General features: G+C 36.7%; 17 protein-coding genes, 1 pseudogene and 1 riboswitch. Of the genes and pseudogenes, 10 read left to right on the top strand and 8 right to left on the bottom strand.

Annotated elements, in window-relative coordinates; translation table 11 throughout:
* Positions 1-2 precede the first annotated feature (2 nt).
* The 3 genes and pseudogenes from HMPREF1477_RS02870 to HMPREF1477_RS02860 all read right to left on the bottom strand — a co-directional run bounded on the left by HMPREF1477_RS02870 (position 3) and on the right by HMPREF1477_RS02860 (position 3,916).
* Positions 3-979, bottom strand: a pseudogene (locus HMPREF1477_RS02870) (MFS transporter).
* Positions 980-1,070: 91 nt separating this feature from the next.
* A riboswitch (ZMP/ZTP riboswitch) is annotated at positions 1,071-1,158 on the bottom strand.
* Positions 1,159-1,265: 107 nt separating this feature from the next.
* Positions 1,266-2,498 carry a threonine/serine exporter ThrE family protein gene (locus HMPREF1477_RS02865; RefSeq protein WP_016475752.1) on the bottom strand — a complete coding sequence of 411 codons (1,233 nt, stop codon included), beginning with the start codon at positions 2,496-2,498 and terminating at the stop codon, positions 1,266-1,268.
* Between the two features lie 14 nt (positions 2,499-2,512).
* Positions 2,513-3,916: a hypothetical protein gene (locus tag HMPREF1477_RS02860; RefSeq protein ID WP_016475751.1), complete on the bottom strand. Its 1,404-nt coding sequence runs from the start codon at positions 3,914-3,916 to the stop codon at positions 2,513-2,515.
* A 215-nt stretch (positions 3,917-4,131) separates the two neighbouring features.
* Here HMPREF1477_RS02860 and HMPREF1477_RS02855 point away from each other — a divergent pair, with 215 nt between their 5' ends.
* From HMPREF1477_RS02855 to HMPREF1477_RS02840, 4 genes are all read left to right on the top strand, one after another.
* On the top strand, positions 4,132-4,347 hold the full coding sequence (locus tag HMPREF1477_RS02855) for a hypothetical protein (protein WP_016475750.1): 216 nt from the start codon (positions 4,132-4,134) through the stop codon (positions 4,345-4,347).
* A 210-nt stretch (positions 4,348-4,557) separates the two neighbouring features.
* A complete protein-coding gene (locus HMPREF1477_RS02850; protein WP_016475749.1) occupies positions 4,558-5,046 on the top strand; it encodes a hypothetical protein in 489 nt (162 codons plus the stop codon).
* A gap of 380 nt (positions 5,047-5,426) precedes the next feature.
* Positions 5,427-5,711: a hypothetical protein gene (locus HMPREF1477_RS02845; protein WP_016475748.1), complete on the top strand. Its 285-nt coding sequence runs from the start codon at positions 5,427-5,429 to the stop codon at positions 5,709-5,711.
* Between the two features lie 295 nt (positions 5,712-6,006).
* Entirely contained in the window at positions 6,007-6,444 is a 438-nt protein-coding gene (locus tag HMPREF1477_RS02840) for a hypothetical protein (protein WP_148529026.1), read from the top strand.
* Between the two features lie 198 nt (positions 6,445-6,642).
* Here the strand turns inward: HMPREF1477_RS02840 and HMPREF1477_RS09895 are convergent, their stop codons facing one another.
* The gene (locus tag HMPREF1477_RS09895; protein WP_353511575.1) at positions 6,643-6,693 is read right to left on the bottom strand and encodes a hypothetical protein; all 51 of its coding nucleotides are present in this window, start codon (positions 6,691-6,693) and stop codon (positions 6,643-6,645) included.
* A gap of 243 nt (positions 6,694-6,936) precedes the next feature.
* Between HMPREF1477_RS09895 and HMPREF1477_RS02835 the strand changes: the two genes are divergently transcribed.
* Together HMPREF1477_RS02835 and HMPREF1477_RS02830 are read left to right on the top strand one after the other, a co-directional pair.
* Complete coding sequence (locus HMPREF1477_RS02835; RefSeq protein ID WP_016475744.1) at positions 6,937-7,251, top strand: hypothetical protein; 315 nt, start codon at positions 6,937-6,939, stop codon at positions 7,249-7,251.
* A gap of 17 nt (positions 7,252-7,268) precedes the next feature.
* Entirely contained in the window at positions 7,269-7,865 is a 597-nt protein-coding gene (locus HMPREF1477_RS02830; protein WP_016475743.1) for a hypothetical protein, read from the top strand.
* Positions 7,866-7,954: 89 nt separating this feature from the next.
* Here HMPREF1477_RS02830 and HMPREF1477_RS02825 read toward each other — a convergent pair whose 3' ends face one another.
* Positions 7,955-8,428, bottom strand: coding sequence for an acetate uptake transporter family protein (locus HMPREF1477_RS02825; protein WP_071600940.1), 474 nt, complete (start codon positions 8,426-8,428; stop codon positions 7,955-7,957).
* A 343-nt stretch (positions 8,429-8,771) separates the two neighbouring features.
* Between HMPREF1477_RS02825 and HMPREF1477_RS02820 the strand changes: the two genes are divergently transcribed.
* The 3 genes from HMPREF1477_RS02820 to HMPREF1477_RS02810 all read left to right on the top strand — a co-directional run bounded on the left by HMPREF1477_RS02820 (position 8,772) and on the right by HMPREF1477_RS02810 (position 10,577).
* Positions 8,772-9,764 (top strand): AEC family transporter, encoded by a 993-nt coding sequence (locus HMPREF1477_RS02820; RefSeq protein WP_016475741.1) that lies wholly within the window; start codon positions 8,772-8,774, stop codon positions 9,762-9,764.
* A 188-nt stretch (positions 9,765-9,952) separates the two neighbouring features.
* A complete protein-coding gene (locus HMPREF1477_RS02815) occupies positions 9,953-10,240 on the top strand; it encodes a hypothetical protein (protein ID WP_005382706.1) in 288 nt (95 codons plus the stop codon).
* Entirely contained in the window at positions 10,230-10,577 is a 348-nt protein-coding gene (locus tag HMPREF1477_RS02810) for a hypothetical protein (protein ID WP_016475740.1), read from the top strand. Before HMPREF1477_RS02815 ends, HMPREF1477_RS02810 begins: the two co-directional genes overlap by 11 nt.
* A 75-nt stretch (positions 10,578-10,652) precedes the next feature.
* Here the strand turns inward: HMPREF1477_RS02810 and HMPREF1477_RS02805 are convergent, their stop codons facing one another.
* Positions 10,653-11,312 carry an HAD family hydrolase gene (locus HMPREF1477_RS02805; RefSeq protein ID WP_016475739.1) on the bottom strand — a complete coding sequence of 220 codons (660 nt, stop codon included), beginning with the start codon at positions 11,310-11,312 and terminating at the stop codon, positions 10,653-10,655.
* 112 nt (positions 11,313-11,424) lie between these two features.
* Here HMPREF1477_RS02805 and HMPREF1477_RS02800 point away from each other — a divergent pair, with 112 nt between their 5' ends.
* A complete protein-coding gene (locus HMPREF1477_RS02800; RefSeq protein WP_016475738.1) occupies positions 11,425-12,267 on the top strand; it encodes a hypothetical protein in 843 nt (280 codons plus the stop codon).
* 348 nt (positions 12,268-12,615) lie between these two features.
* On the opposite strand, the gene HMPREF1477_RS02795 is transcribed toward HMPREF1477_RS02800, so the two are convergent.
* Both HMPREF1477_RS02795 and HMPREF1477_RS02790 read right to left on the bottom strand, forming a co-directional pair.
* The gene (locus HMPREF1477_RS02795) at positions 12,616-13,923 is read right to left on the bottom strand and encodes an APC family permease (RefSeq protein ID WP_016475737.1); all 1,308 of its coding nucleotides are present in this window, start codon (positions 13,921-13,923) and stop codon (positions 12,616-12,618) included.
* Positions 13,923-14,657 carry a gamma-glutamyl-gamma-aminobutyrate hydrolase family protein gene (locus HMPREF1477_RS02790; RefSeq protein ID WP_016475736.1) on the bottom strand — a complete coding sequence of 245 codons (735 nt, stop codon included), beginning with the start codon at positions 14,655-14,657 and terminating at the stop codon, positions 13,923-13,925. The genes HMPREF1477_RS02795 and HMPREF1477_RS02790 overlap by 1 nt, the downstream gene beginning before the upstream one ends.
* Positions 14,658-14,673: the final 16 nt, after the last annotated feature.

Raw genomic sequence — 14,673 nt, 5'->3', positions numbered from 1 at the left:
TGTCAGCTGTGAAGGTCCCTCTTGCCATACACTTTTAAGACTATAGCAATTATTGTATTTAATACAAATAAACCTGCAAAGCACACTAAAGCCATGGAATACCCATATCCTGCTTCGTGAAAGTACGATACAATCATGGGACCAGCAATGCCTGCTAGGCCCCAAGCTGTTAAGATACGGCCATGAATGGTAGAGAGTTGGCGTATACCATAAAGGTCTGCAAGATATGCTGGCATACAAGAGAAGCCTCCACCGTAACAGGTGATAATGAGGAGTATTAAAATCTGGAATGTTAATGCACTATGGGTTTGAGACAGTAAATAGAAGGCAATGATTTCCATGATAAAGAATAATATATAAGTTTGTGCTCGTCCAAGGAAATCAGAGATAGTGGACCATGCAATGCGACCACCACCATTGAAAATGCCAATAATACCGACTAGAGAGGCCGCAGCTGCTGGTGTCATGCCAATGGTTTCTTGTGCCATGGGGGATGCTAGCGATAGGAGCCCGATACCGCAGGTAATATTAACAAAGAAGACCCACCATAGAGCACTGAATTGCCATGTTTTCATAGCATCATTAGCTAGCATACCGTGATTATGTACGTACATGGTAGATTTATCTTGATTAGAGCGTGTCGGTTCTTTTGGCGTAGGTGCTTTCAAATAAAGGGAAGAAGCACTCATAACTATAAGATAGGTGATACCAAGGATAATGAAATTATTTACTAAGCCCACCAAAATAACATGGCGAGGAGACCGCTTTTTTTAGGACCAATCTTCTCTGCAAAGGATCCAAGAAAACCTGCAGATAGACCAAGCATTAGAATGGCTAGTGAAAAAGTCCAGGTTGTTTGTGATAAGGTAAATCCCATATCTACCATGATAGGGCGCGTGAGCACGCTCCATGCATACACGCTACCGATGGATATGTGCAGTCCAATAGCTGCAAGTGCGATAAGCCAACGATTTCTCATAAAAAAACTCCTTTCATATACGTGAGATTATCAAAAATTGATAAAGAAGCATTTGCTATGAGATGGCAATAAAAAAAAGACCATCTGAACAAAAGCTTGCCCAGACGGTCGGCTATCACACGATGTGTGCTACTGTGCATGTAGTCAATTCTACGTATCCGTCAGCCCAGTAGGAAGATGAAATAAATATACCAATTGACAATATATTTTGTCGGTGATATAAGTCACTATGTTACTAAACTATTACAGAATGCTTTAATTTACATGAATTTGTTATAGGGTTATATTACTTATAAGTGTGTTTTTTGATTCGTGGTGGTTTTATATGTTTTACAATTACGATAGATATAGCAATTGTAAAAGCTATCAAAAAGGATTCTTTTGCGAAGCTAATGGCAATAGTTTCTTGTCCCATTAGCATATAATAAATGGATCGATAAAAGCTGAGCCCTGGTAGTAAAGGGAATAAGCTAGTCATTAGGAAAACTATAGCAGGGCATTTCCGTTTAACAGCCAATATTCTTGATGCTATGGCGATGATAAAACCACTGATGAATATGGAGAGCATAACATTAGACTGTAGTGAAGATAATGTTAAGAACAAGAACCATGAGATAAATCCTAATATTGTACAATCGATAAAATGTTGTTTAGCTACACGGAATAAGATTGCAAATGCTGTAGTACCAATACCAGCCATTATACTACGCATAAACATAGAGGTTAAGGAATTAGTATCTAAATTAGAGGTATAAAGAGGAATCATTTGTGTGTTGAAGAGTAGTGATTGTACTACTGCGACCCCTACAGCCATTGAAATACAGGTAAGTAACGCGCCCATCATAAGGGTTATTCCTGTATTATAGTTATTCTGGCTATACTCTCTAATAGCATTGACGAAAGGAACTCCGGGAACAATGTCAATCATGGCTCCTAGTAATATAACTGATAGGTTGGAGCCTAATTCAAAGTGGATAAAGAGATTAACCAATAAGGCTATTAGAATACTACCTAAAATGGTAATCAATACATCAGAGCTAAGTATGCGTTTAATCGTACACATATAGACGCCTAATACCAAACCTATAATACCTGCAATTATAGAGTCTGTTATAGAACTACCAATTGCATAGCTAAAGCCCGAAGCTCCTAACGTATAAGCTACTAATCTCCAAAAAAAAGAATAGTCTGACATGGTATCAATTTGATTAAGTTCACTTTCAATCTCCTCAATAGTAATATTTTTTTGTGTGATACGTCGGGAGAGAGCATTAACAGATTCAATTTTGCTGAGGTTAATATCGACTTCAGGAACGTTACAAATACGAGTAATTTCAGTTCCATCAGCTTTCTTAGCAGTTGCAAAAATACCTCTATTGGATACGTAGGCTTCTAAATCTTTAAAATTCATAGCTCGTGCTATGTAGTTCATAGTATCCTCTGTACGACTGATTTCGGCGCCACTGCTAAGTAGTATTTTTCCAGCTTTTAGTATAATTTCTAATTCCACACCTGTCATTATTTCCTCGTTGTTCATTTTACTTCATTGTTATTTATATTGGACTTTTTGATAGGTCTATCTTTAGAAGATTCAGTTGATTTTGATTCTTCCTGTTGTTCTTGTAGAATATTGATATTTTGATGTATAACTTCTTCGTCTATTGAGAGATGCTCTTCCACATAGTCTTTTAGCTCTTGAACTGTTTCCGTATTTGAAAGTATTTCTTTTGCTTCATTATGAATATCTTCTTTAAGAGATTTTGTATCTGCTTGACTAATATCACCTAATGTATGGAATAGTTCGCGTTCTTTTTCTGAAAGATTTTTGTGAGGACTATGTTTTTTTAATGATAAATGGAGCATCTTTCTTCGGAAGAGTTTTTCCATAATGATATCTTTACGATCACGGAGCCAGCCATAAATAAGAATAATTAGGAGTAATAGTCCCATATAACCGAGAATTGGGTAGAGGATACTAATCAAATCTTTAAAACCAAAGAAACTACATATATATCCTATGATTACAACAGAAATAATAACGATTCTCATTATTTTTGTACTACCGTTGGCAAAACGTCTAGCAATAGAATAAAAAAGAGAGAATGCTGTATTAAAAATAAGTGAAAAGACTGTGATTGCATATATATATGCTAGCCAAGGATGAATTTGATTGGCAATAGCAAGAATCGGCAAATCTGCATCTTTTACTGTATCTAGATTTGCAAAAATAGAGATAGCAGCTATAAAAACAACTAATCCGACTAATAGGCCACCACGAGTGCCACCTTTTTCAGCAATACCAATACGAACAACAGAACCACCTAAAATAAAGGCCATAGAAACAGCTGTCATAGCACATAGAGAATAATAATTAATGACAGAAAACCATACATTGCTTGTGGCTGGTTTGATTGTGTGGGCTATAGCCTCTAACGTAGTCCAATCATGACTTTTACCAATAAAAGAGTAACCTGTAATGATGAATATCATAACAATCATGATAGGAGTAAAAACACCTAAAACATTGGTTATTTTGTCAAAGTCCATAAATGATACGGTTATGATTAAAAGTGAGCAAATTAATCCACCAAGCCAAAAAGGGAATCCAAATTGTTGTTCTAAGTTTGAGCCTGCGCCAGCAATCATAACAAATCCCATAATAAAGCTACCCGAGATTAGTACAAAATCAAGTATTCTTGTAATAATAGGATGGGAAATCTGTGTAAAAACTTCTTCATGATTGTCTGCACGATAGTAGCTCCCCAAAGAAAGCATGATTTTACCAAATGCGGCATTTAATAGACCTAGTAATAGAACACCAATAAGACCTATTTGGCCAAAACTTATAAAATATTGTAGAAGATCTTGTCCACTCGAGAGTCCTGCACCTACAATAACACCTATGTAGGCAAATGCAATTTTCCATGATTGTTGCATTATATTTTCCTCCTTTCAAATACATAACTTAATATACAATATAATATTATATCATACTAATGATTCAGTTGATGGAAACCTCACCGCCAATCTCTATAAGATTAGCTAAGACTGGACCCATTTATAGGCCTTAAGTTCAATATAGCGATGTCAAACGTAAAAATTTAAACTATTCTATATCTAGAGCCCAATATAATGCTGTAACAGAGATACATATGCATACTCCAGAAGGTGGGCTGTCTTATACATTGCCATTTACAGCTTTCAAAAGAGAGAATATTATAAATGGTCGTTGGAGCACTATGAAAACAAAGGAGAAACTAAGTTTTGTGGCCAATGATATTTCTTTTGCTTTGCCGAATGAGCCTAATACACAATATGTAATTACGTTATTGGTTAGAGAAGATGGTGAACGAGGGATTATTGCATAGTATTATTTCAGATGCTAAGATTGCAAACTTAGGAGATACCTATAAGGGTGAAGTAGATTTGCTATGATACAATAATAGTAATATGAAATGTACTAAGTCCCAATGAAGTTGATGCGGTTCGTCATAAACTAGATTATCAAGAGGACTATGAGCAGGATTATCCTTTTAAGTAATGTATATATTTGTTTCGTGTGTTGAGGTGTGAATCCTATGGCTACGTGGTCTGGAATACGGCATAAGTTAGAAACAGAATATCTTGCTATCAGCTTGCGAGGGCATATTCAATATTTTGTTACCACTTATAGTAAATCGCCTGATCATGAGGGGCGGGCTGTTATACGATATAATGGTAAGGAAATTATAAAAGGCAATTATTGGAATCAATATGTGAAGGCCCATTTGTTTCCTAAAGATGATACCTATGAACGAAGAATGCATGAAGGTTTTCCGTTCATAGACAATACAGCACTAGAATTAGGCGTATTTGATCAGCGGTGCTTTTATCAGGCTTTTGATGAATTTGAGAATCAAAACATAGATAAGAGCTTGGTTAGTGATAATCTAATTGTACGTATCTTTGCAGTTTTAGATAGACGTGTGGGAAAACGTAGACTCATTGCAATGAGAAATCTCATGGAGGAGCAAGCTCCTGTATTTCAAGAGTTTTATGCTATTCGTGTGCACCATGAAGGTTTATAAATGAAAGCACGGAAGGAAATTGTTCAATTCCCTTCCGTGCTTAGATATGATATAATTTATATCAAAGTGAGGCATAAATGGTTTGGTCGCCAGACTTCGCTTCTAGAATTTAATGTTGAAGAAACGGTTTAACTTCACAGTCGGGCCTTTTTTCATGCGTTAACTCACCGCCAATCCTCGAGTTGATTAGCAAAGATTGGACCCATTTAGGGACCTCACTTTAATAATATATCGATGTCAGTTGTAAAAGTAAATAGATTAGAGGTTCCTAATAGTCACCTAGGTGACCAATAGGAACCTTTTTTGCTTGACTTTCATAAATTCACTCAACTTAATATGTTACAATACGATTAAAACTAGTATTGTATGGAGAGATGTATATGCTAAAGCGATTATTATTAAGTTCTATTATATTGAGTTCTATTGTTTTATCTGCTCAAGCTATCGATATAAATATTCCTGGTGCAGACCCAAGTGTTGCTTTAAATGCTTATGAAAATTATGTCTTTTCAGATGAATATATAAAATTAGATAAGACTAAGATGGTGAGTGAGTCATATGAAGCTAGTAAAAATAAACCGGATATGGTGGAGTATAAAAAATCAAAAGTCCACTATGGTATTAAAGCAAGATTCAGTACAGGGGGCAGATTTTACTTATCCTAGATTAAGAGATTCCTATTGGGAACAAGTTAGCTTTAAAGAAAAACAGTCGAAAGATATATACTGGAGTAATATGATTAGATTTGTTTATGAAAAGGAACTTGATGTTCAATATCGTTTAGGTTTTATTATTGAACCTAAGGCGGATAATCATCCATCTTCAGATATAGCAAATTAATTATTAGTTAACTATGTATTACCATCTATAACTCCATTAGCCGATATGAATACATATTCTAAACAGATAATATCGAATGATACTAATGTATTTTCGTATAGGGTATTAAAAGATAGCTTAGTGAGTGATGAAATATTAGAAGGACATCAAATTAAAGTCTATAATTATAATGATACGATTTTACAGCATGTAGATTATGTTAGCAGACCTACAAGTAATAGTGAGGATCCGTATGGTTATGTTGATGATATACTTTCTTTGGGGCAAGACAGTACAGAGAATTCTAATACTATCAAATTATATCATTACAACTTAGTTTGGAATGATGGTATTCCTGGAATTTTTCTTGAACAAGAATTTTTTGATGGTAGTGGTCTAATGCAATTCATCACACAAAATGATAAAATTAGATTTATTAATGTTATTGAATATGAAAAATTAGATCAAGGTATAACAAAAGCACAGTTACGTAATATGTTAATCGATGTAAATGTATTACAACCACATAGTAAAAACTCTGATGCTATTGACGTATTTAACTTGATTGTAAATAAATAATAGATATTAATAGGGAAAGAAATCACATGAGATTTCTTTCCCTCATTAAATATGATATAATTTATATCAAAGTGAGGCATAAATGGTTTCGACGCCAGACTTCGCTTCTAGTGTTTTAAATTGAAGAAACGGTCTGACTTCTCTGTCGGGCCTTTTTTCATGCCACGATTAGAAAGCTAGCTTTTACCTAGAGGTCAATCACTTTGCAGCCATGATAATGGTCGCTACAAGTATGCCAAAGGAAATCATTAATGATAGCACTTTGTATGTACTCATATTGATCACCGCCAATCTCTAGAAGATTAGCAAAGACTGGACCCATTTAGAGGCCTCAAGTTCAATATAACGATGTCAAGTGTAAAAGTAAATAGATTAGAGGTTCCTAATAGTCACCTAGGTGACCAATAGGAACCTTTTTTACTTGACTTTTAAATTTATATAACCCAATATGTTACAATTAATAATATAGTAGTCATATTGTAGGAGATGCCTATGTTGTACTTAGTTATTGCCGTCATCGTCATTGCATTTATTGCAAAATCTAGATCATCGAATAATCAAACAGATAGTGATGCGGATATAGAGAAACAGAATCGCATATTAGATGAAGTTAATCGTACATACGGAAATATTGAATCGTATGAACCACAATTAGAACCTTCAGATATAGAAGGGATATATTTTAATGAGTTTCGTGAATATGTTGATGCTGAAGGTCGTGTGTTGACTCCAGCAGAGATTGATGAAATCCGGTATAAAGATGATTATAGAGAGGATATTGAACAGGATTATCCGTATCATCGATAATCGTGGAGGGCGTAGAGATGAAACGAATTATATATGCTATCAGCCTTGGGGTATTGCTAGCGACACCAGTGCTTTCACAAGCAATTGATACAACACCAATGATACGTGTTACGAATGAGCATAATGGTCAATATGATGAATCGTTAGATACTTTTACAGAAACAAATTTCTTCGGACCATATCAATTCCGCGTATTAAAGGATGCTATTGAAACAAAAGGCGAAACAAAAGATATTGATGGTAGGGTGTTTAGAACCTCTGATGGGGTATTTATGCATGTTAAGGCAAGATCTATTGATGGTAATAGTATGTCCTTAGATAATGAGATTAAAAATCTTGTTAAAGAGAGAACGATTCCTGAACCTACTGTTAAGATGGTATTGCCCATTAAGGATAGTGTAATAGAGGTTAATAATGATGGTGTGCGCAGTTTACTAGCTGAATTTATGTATGGCTGGCCATTAAAGAATAGGACGGACATGGTATTAGTTACTGATTATGAAGAAACTAGATACTATTATAAATTGCAGTTCTATAGAGATAGATTGCCAAATGGTGTACGCATTGAGCAACTGCGACAAATGATTATGGATGCGCAATTTAGCTATAAATAAATTAAAGGTACATATGTAATGAAAAAGGTCTATATATTACAACTCAGTAATATATAGACCTTTAATTGTATTATCTAGTTTTCAATCAATTATAAGATGCTTTTACCCATAGGGAATATAGTTTTGCCAAATACCTTGTTTACAAGTACGGCACCAGAACCGTAGAAGCCCAAGAGGGAGATGAATAATTCGGACCATGCTGCAAGGGCGAAGAAGCCTGTTTTGCCACCTAAGAATAGGTCTGTTGCAAGACCGAAAAATAGGAAGCAGATTAATAGCATAATAGCGAATACAACCTTGTTGGTTTTCAAAGATGCGATGGTGCCAAAGATAGAGAAGATTAAGAAGCCCACAAAGGCGAATGCTAATTGTGTTACATCGAAACCTTTTTGGATTTCAGGACCGAAGGAGCCCATTTGGATTAACCAAACGCCAGCCATGGCAGACCAGAATAAACCGTATGCACCGAATACAACAGATCCGAAAGGATTATTTTTCTTGAAATCAAAATAACTCGCTATCAATTGTGCTAAAGAGCCTAATAAAACAGCCCAAGGGACAATAACAGATGTTGTTCCTCATTTCTCAATCAACTAACTACAACTATAGGTGCCATGAAAGCACTGCCTCATAAATGTAACATACATCACACTTTTGAATCAATACTATAGGTAATAGTAACAATGCTTAAAATGCATAATTAAATAAGTGAGTATTTACAAGGATAGTTATAAATCGTAGCCGATTTTATTAGTTTAATTCCTCTAAAAATTGGGTATTGCATATGGATTTAACATAATTCTTGACCATTGGAGAAATGTATGCGCACAGTAGATTTTGGTTCAGTTACGAAACTCGGGGGTCTTCTTTTGTGATATACTACATATAAAGTATGTAGGAGGTTATATGGTTTTTCTTATTTCATTACAAAGTATCATGCCTATCGTCTTGCTCATATCTCTTGGATATTTCTTAAAAGGGCGGGGCATGTTTAATGATACATTTAGCTCAAATCTATCGAGGCTCATCATGTCCGTCATTTTGCCGGTCGGCGTATTTATGTCCGTGCTTCACAATGTGCAAACATCGGATTTGTGGGACTTGCGGTATGGATTACTCGTCGTGATGATGACCTATGTAGTGTCATACATCATTGCGTTTATTATGATGAAAATTGTACATGTCCCACGGGGACGGCGCGGTATTTTTATCAATATGGTAGTTAACGATAATTGTTTATTTATTGGACTACCTGTACAGATTGCATTGTTTGGGCCTGATGCATTACCGTTTTTCTTGCTGTATTATATTGGTAATACCATATCTGTATGGATGTTTGGTGTATTCCTTATTGAGGCTGATCCCTTGCCTACGAATGGTGCTAGCCATGGTGAAAGCTTCCGCACCTTGGTACGCAAGTTTTCTTGGAAAAAATTATTGCCACCGCCATTATTGGGCTTTTTCTTGGCATTAGTATTCCTATATGCTCAAATTCCATTGCCGACGGTATTACATAATACGTTAAACTATATAGGGAATATGGTAACACCATTATCCTTGCTATATATTGGTATCGTATTACATGATGCGGGCCTTAAAAGCATGCGATTAAATAAAGACTCCATCGGTGGCATCATTGGCCGTTTTGCTGTAGCCCCATTTATTATGTTCTGCGTTATCTATGCTACCAAATACCTCATGGGCATTACATTGGATCCCGTTGCGGTCGTTACATTCATCGTTCAATCTGCAGGACCGGTTATCGCCGTATTGCCAATCGTAGCGAATGAAGCAGGTTCTGATTTGCCATTTGCCACAGGACTCGTAACCATTAGCTCCGTATTATTCGTATTCGTTATACCCGTTATTATGGAAATATTAACACTGTTTGGGATGTAAAGCTTAATTATTACCACATTATAAGAAGATTTTATTTTTATAATGTGGTATTTTTATTTGAATTTTAAACGTATGTTAGTTTGATGTATAATGGAATAAATAAGGAGTAACAGTTGACCTATAATATTTAAAGAAGCTATTATTAAATTAATAGGGATATATTATTAAATTAGAAAAGAGGTGATTTCATGGCGTTTGTTCCAAAGATAACAGTATCCGAATTTGTAGAGCGTGAAATTAGTATTCGTTATAAACGTTTACCTATAGTTAATTTTGTTAATTTAATAAAATCAGGTGTAGAATTAGGAAAATTTGAGAGATATGTGATTGAATTCTTTAGAGAGGTAAAACCAGAAAATAGACGTAAATTTATGGTAGAACAAAATATTACACCATTCGAAATGGAACAATTATATAACAAAGTAAAGCATATCCCGGCTGTTAGTACTGTAGAAGGATCGATTTATGGAGAGTGAACGGCATGTATTTAATCAGAATATATTTGTGGATGATGATATAGAAATTGTAACTAAGAAGGTTTTCTTTAGAGGTGCATCTTTACATCCTCGGGATTTATACGATTTGGCTACTGTTTATTTAGGATCAAGGAGAAGTGAATTAGTTAAGGCTCTAATTAATATCCCAGAACAGTTACAAGAGTTTCATGATGCTTTACAACGGGTGGGACCAGGATTTTCTTTTTCTGAAGATTATGGTTTAGATTTAGTATTAGATATACCATTAGGGCTTAAGGGCCGAGAGGTGGATATTTGTATAGATTTATGTAATGAGGTTCGTAAATCTTTAGTTTAATTAGATATAATATCATTAATTTTCTAAGAAAACGACTAGTACCATATACATATGTATATGGTACTAGTCGTTTTCTTATGCATTAAGCGCTTCGATAATCGTTACGATATCTTCTGCCTTTCGAGCAATGTGTTTGACGCCTAAATCTTTATGTAATTGTTCGTCTCTAAAGCCCCATGTAACGCCGATGCATAGTAGGCCAGAGTTTTTGGCTGTCGCTACATCTACTTCAGAGTCGCCGATGTAGATGGATTCGTCTTGGGTCGAACCTAATTCTTTTAATGCTTGTAATACCATGTCTGGTGCTGGTTTACGTTGTAATCCAGGGCGTTCGCCGATAGCTACTGGTAAACGATCACCAAAGTATTCCTTATTTAATGGAGTAACACCTTCTTGGATTTTATTAGAAACAATGGCGAGTTTATATCCTTTAGCACGTAATGTGTCTAATACATCAAGCATGCCAGGATATGGGGCTGTGTAATCTTGTAGATGTTCTCCGTAGTATGCTTTAAATTCGTCGAGATAGGTGTTGAATTCAGCCTCCGAAATGGAATCTGGCAGTGATTGACGCATCAAATGTGCAACGCCGTTGCCAAGGGCTGCTTTCACCTCAGGAACCGACCGTTCTGGCAAATCATGAGCGCGCAATACATAATTCACCGCATTGCGTAAATCTGTTAACGTATCTAGCAATGTGCCGTCACAATCGAATACGATAGTTGTATATTTCATGGGAACCTCCAAAATCTATATAATCTTATTCCATTATATGACATGGACCGAGAATTTTAAATTAGTCTATGATACAATTAGTATACTAGTTGAAAATATTTGGAGGATTAGTATGACTGAAATACAATCTTTATTATTGATGAAAGCCACGTTAGAATCCGCAAATCTTCATGGTGTTGAAGCCATGCTCGACGATGATTGCGAATATGTTTCTACGGGACGAGGCATTATTGCTCGTAATAAATGTGAAAGCTTAGAATTTTTAACGGCCATGGTTGATTCCATCCAATCTGACCATGTACCTGTTATCTGTCGTGTTATACATATTACAGAGGTATACGAAGAAGGCGCTTTATTTCATGAGGGCCGTCACGGTTTGACCGTTGCCTATGAAGAGGGCGACCAATACGCGTATATATTGTTTGTTGATATCAATGAGGATGGCCGTATTGACCGCATCGTTTCTAGCCAAGAAAATTATGAGTTTGAATACGATGATCTTCGTTTATCCTTAGATGAAACACCATATCGTTTCCCAATTGTGCCGCACACTGTGAAAGACTGGATTGCAGCCCTAAGCATATGGCTTGAAACAGATAACTTTGATATCGATGATTTCTACCAATTCATCGATGAAGATACGAAGGTAGTGTTCCAAAAAGGTGATGCAGAATCTATTACACTAGAAAATGGCCTCGATGTAGAGGACTACTTTGATCAACTCATGAATCAACACTTTGATGCCGTGCCACACATCATTCGTGATGAAGATGATAATCTTATTTTAGTATATGGTCCTATGAGCCTTATCGTGAGCCTTAACGAACAAGGTGGATTAGCCGTAATCAGCATATACATTGATACGCGAGACGAAGAAGAATCCATTGATGAATACGGTTATATTGAGGAAAATTTAACAGAACCTGTAGAAGAGGAACCTTTTACAGACTATTAATCTGAAAGAGATAGAACAGACCTGTTCTATATCTTTTAGTGGTCTTATATAGGTCGTGTTCAGAAAAAGAACAGGCCTGTACTAATTTTACAGAGGCTGTATATAGGTGTGTTCGGAAATAGAACAGGCGTGTACTAATTTTATAGAAGGTGTATATAGGTGCGTTTAGAAATAGAACAGGCCTGTACTATTTTTACAGAGGCTGTATATAGGTGTGTTCAGAAAAAGAACAGGCCTGTACTAATTTTTCGGGAACCTAATATAGGTATGTTTAGAAATAGAACAGGCCTGTTCTAATTTTAAAGAGGCAGGAGCGAGCTCCTGCCTCTTTTGTATACAAAAATGTAATTAGATATCTTCTTTTTCTTTGATTATACCAGCTTTTTTCTTGCGCCAGTACCAAATGTAGAGTGGAAGAATGACGATACAGCCACCTAGACCCCAAAGTAATTGGTTTGTTTGGGCTTGACCTAGCATCCAAAGGGATGTAGCAATGGCGATGATTGGAACTGTGTAACCACCAGGGATTGTGTAGGACCGTTCTTTATCTGCCCATTTACGACGGAATATAATGACTGCTAAACATGTTGGTAGGTACTGTGTGAAACGGGATACCGCACTAATAGCAGCAAGGGTTGTAAATGAACCGGACCAGGCTAGTAGTACGCTGGCAATAGCGGTGACGATCGCTGCTACATATGGTGCATTGTAGCGATTGCGTTTAGCTAAGGCATTTGGTAACATACCGTCTTCGGCCATGGATGTTGCAATACGAGGTGCGTAATAGGCTTCGGCAAAGTTAATGCCGCCCATAGAAATTAATGTGCCTGCCAATACAATGTACATGCCAATTGGACCTACAATTACATTGAAAGCATCTTGTACTGGTGCTTTTGTGTTAGCAAGGTCAGATCCTAGAACACCAATAGATACGGAAAGTATGGCCACATATAGGACTGATACGAGTAGCATACACATGATAATGGCACGCGGTAAATTCTTTTTAGGATTCTTCATATCCTCTGCGGCAATGGCAATAACCTCAAACCCTGTATAGGCAAAGAAGAGAAGAACGGCTGCTTGCGCAAAAGATCCATCTACATAGGTATCTTGTGGAAATACAGGTGTAAAGTTAGCGCCGTTAATAAAGAATATACCAATAGCGATGAATAGGGCGAGAGGTACTAATTTAGAGATTGTAATCAAGTTATTAACGAACTTAGACACGTTAACACCGAATATGTTTACGATTGTTAAGCCTACGATTAATATAAAGGAAATGACATCCTTTGCAAAATCGCCACTTAAGGCTGGCACTGCTGCACCTAATGCTGTGGCAAAGCCAACGGCCATGGCGGCCCAAGCAATAACGGTTACAATCCATTTAAGGACGCCTACCTCAAATCCCCAAAAGTCACCTAATGCATGTTTGGCATATAGATAGGGACCACCATTACGTGTAAATAGGCTGGCCGCTTCGGCAAAGCATAAGGCAATACATCCTGCAATGACTGCATCAAATAAAAGGACCCCTAAACTGGCTGACCTAATGATGGCATAGGCCTTATTCGGTAATAGGAAAATACCTGTGCCAACGATACCGTTGATACCGAGGAGTACGATACTCCAAAATCCAAATTTACTTTTCTTATCCATTAGTTGGCCTCCTTACTAGCATCTACGAAGGCTTTAAATAATGTTTTTGCATGTACATCTTTCACATGCATCATTTCTGGATGGAATTGAGTTGCTACGAACCATGGACGACTCGTATCTTCTAATGCCTCGACTGTACCGTCCTTGGCACGGCCTGTAACAACTAGGCTTTCACCAATATTCCGGCACGTTTGATGATGATGAGAATTTGTAATCCATGTGGTTGTGCCGATGATTATCGCTAATTTAGAATCAGGTTCAATTTCCACCGTATGCGTAGGTAATGCAGGCGTTTGATTTTGGCTGTGCTTAATCGTGCAATTTTCATCATATGGCAAATCTTGGTACAAGGAACCACCACGATAAACATTTACGATTTGGCAACCGCGGCAGATGGCGAATACAGGAATATTTCGCGCCTCTGCTGCAGCTAGTAAGGCAAAATCGAATTGATCGCGCTCAGGGAACACATCACCAATGCCTCGCAATGGCTCTTCGCCATAATTGAGCGGATACACATCATGACCACCTGTAAGGAGTAGACCATCAATGATATCGATGGTTTCCTTTGCTTGCTCTAAATTTTCTGTAAAAGGAATAATAATAGGGATGCCGCCCGCTTCCTCGATGGAACGGACGTAATCTTGATTGACATACGAACGGATTAAATCGACATATGCACCGCTATTATCGCGTAGCGTATTGCCGGAGATTCCGATTAATGGTTTTTTCATACTATCACCTCAATGT

Origin of the sequence: Veillonella sp. HPA0037, from assembly GCF_000411535.1 — a bacterium.
In the GTDB taxonomy this organism is placed as follows: Bacteria; Bacillota; Negativicutes; order Veillonellales; family Veillonellaceae; genus Veillonella; species Veillonella atypica.
This window is presented reverse-complemented; position numbering and strand designations above follow the sequence as displayed.

Excerpts from the sequence above, each read along its gene's own strand:
- HMPREF1477_RS02860 (WP_016475751.1), bottom strand. The coding sequence starts at position 3,916 with ATGCAACAATCATGGAAAATTGCATTTGCCTACATAGGTGTTATTGTA.
- HMPREF1477_RS02800 (WP_016475738.1), top strand. The coding sequence starts at position 11,425 with ATGACTGAAATACAATCTTTATTATTGATGAAAGCCACGTTAGAATCC.
- HMPREF1477_RS02815 (WP_005382706.1), top strand. The coding sequence starts at position 9,953 with ATGGCGTTTGTTCCAAAGATAACAGTATCCGAATTTGTAGAGCGTGAA.
- HMPREF1477_RS02820 (WP_016475741.1), top strand. The coding sequence starts at position 8,772 with ATGGTTTTTCTTATTTCATTACAAAGTATCATGCCTATCGTCTTGCTC.
- HMPREF1477_RS02830 (WP_016475743.1), top strand. The coding sequence starts at position 7,269 with ATGAAACGAATTATATATGCTATCAGCCTTGGGGTATTGCTAGCGACA.
- HMPREF1477_RS02790 (WP_016475736.1), bottom strand. The coding sequence starts at position 14,657 with ATGAAAAAACCATTAATCGGAATCTCCGGCAATACGCTACGCGATAAT.
- HMPREF1477_RS02795 (WP_016475737.1), bottom strand. The coding sequence starts at position 13,923 with ATGGATAAGAAAAGTAAATTTGGATTTTGGAGTATCGTACTCCTCGGT.
- HMPREF1477_RS02835 (WP_016475744.1), top strand. The coding sequence starts at position 6,937 with ATGTTGTACTTAGTTATTGCCGTCATCGTCATTGCATTTATTGCAAAA.
- HMPREF1477_RS02865 (WP_016475752.1), bottom strand. The coding sequence starts at position 2,498 with ATGACAGGTGTGGAATTAGAAATTATACTAAAAGCTGGAAAAATACTA.
- HMPREF1477_RS02850 (WP_016475749.1), top strand. The coding sequence starts at position 4,558 with ATGGCTACGTGGTCTGGAATACGGCATAAGTTAGAAACAGAATATCTT.
- HMPREF1477_RS02805 (WP_016475739.1), bottom strand. The coding sequence starts at position 11,312 with ATGAAATATACAACTATCGTATTCGATTGTGACGGCACATTGCTAGAT.
- HMPREF1477_RS02855 (WP_016475750.1), top strand. The coding sequence starts at position 4,132 with ATGCATACTCCAGAAGGTGGGCTGTCTTATACATTGCCATTTACAGCT.
- HMPREF1477_RS02810 (WP_016475740.1), top strand. The coding sequence starts at position 10,230 with ATGGAGAGTGAACGGCATGTATTTAATCAGAATATATTTGTGGATGAT.
- HMPREF1477_RS02845 (WP_016475748.1), top strand. The coding sequence starts at position 5,427 with ATGCTAAAGCGATTATTATTAAGTTCTATTATATTGAGTTCTATTGTT.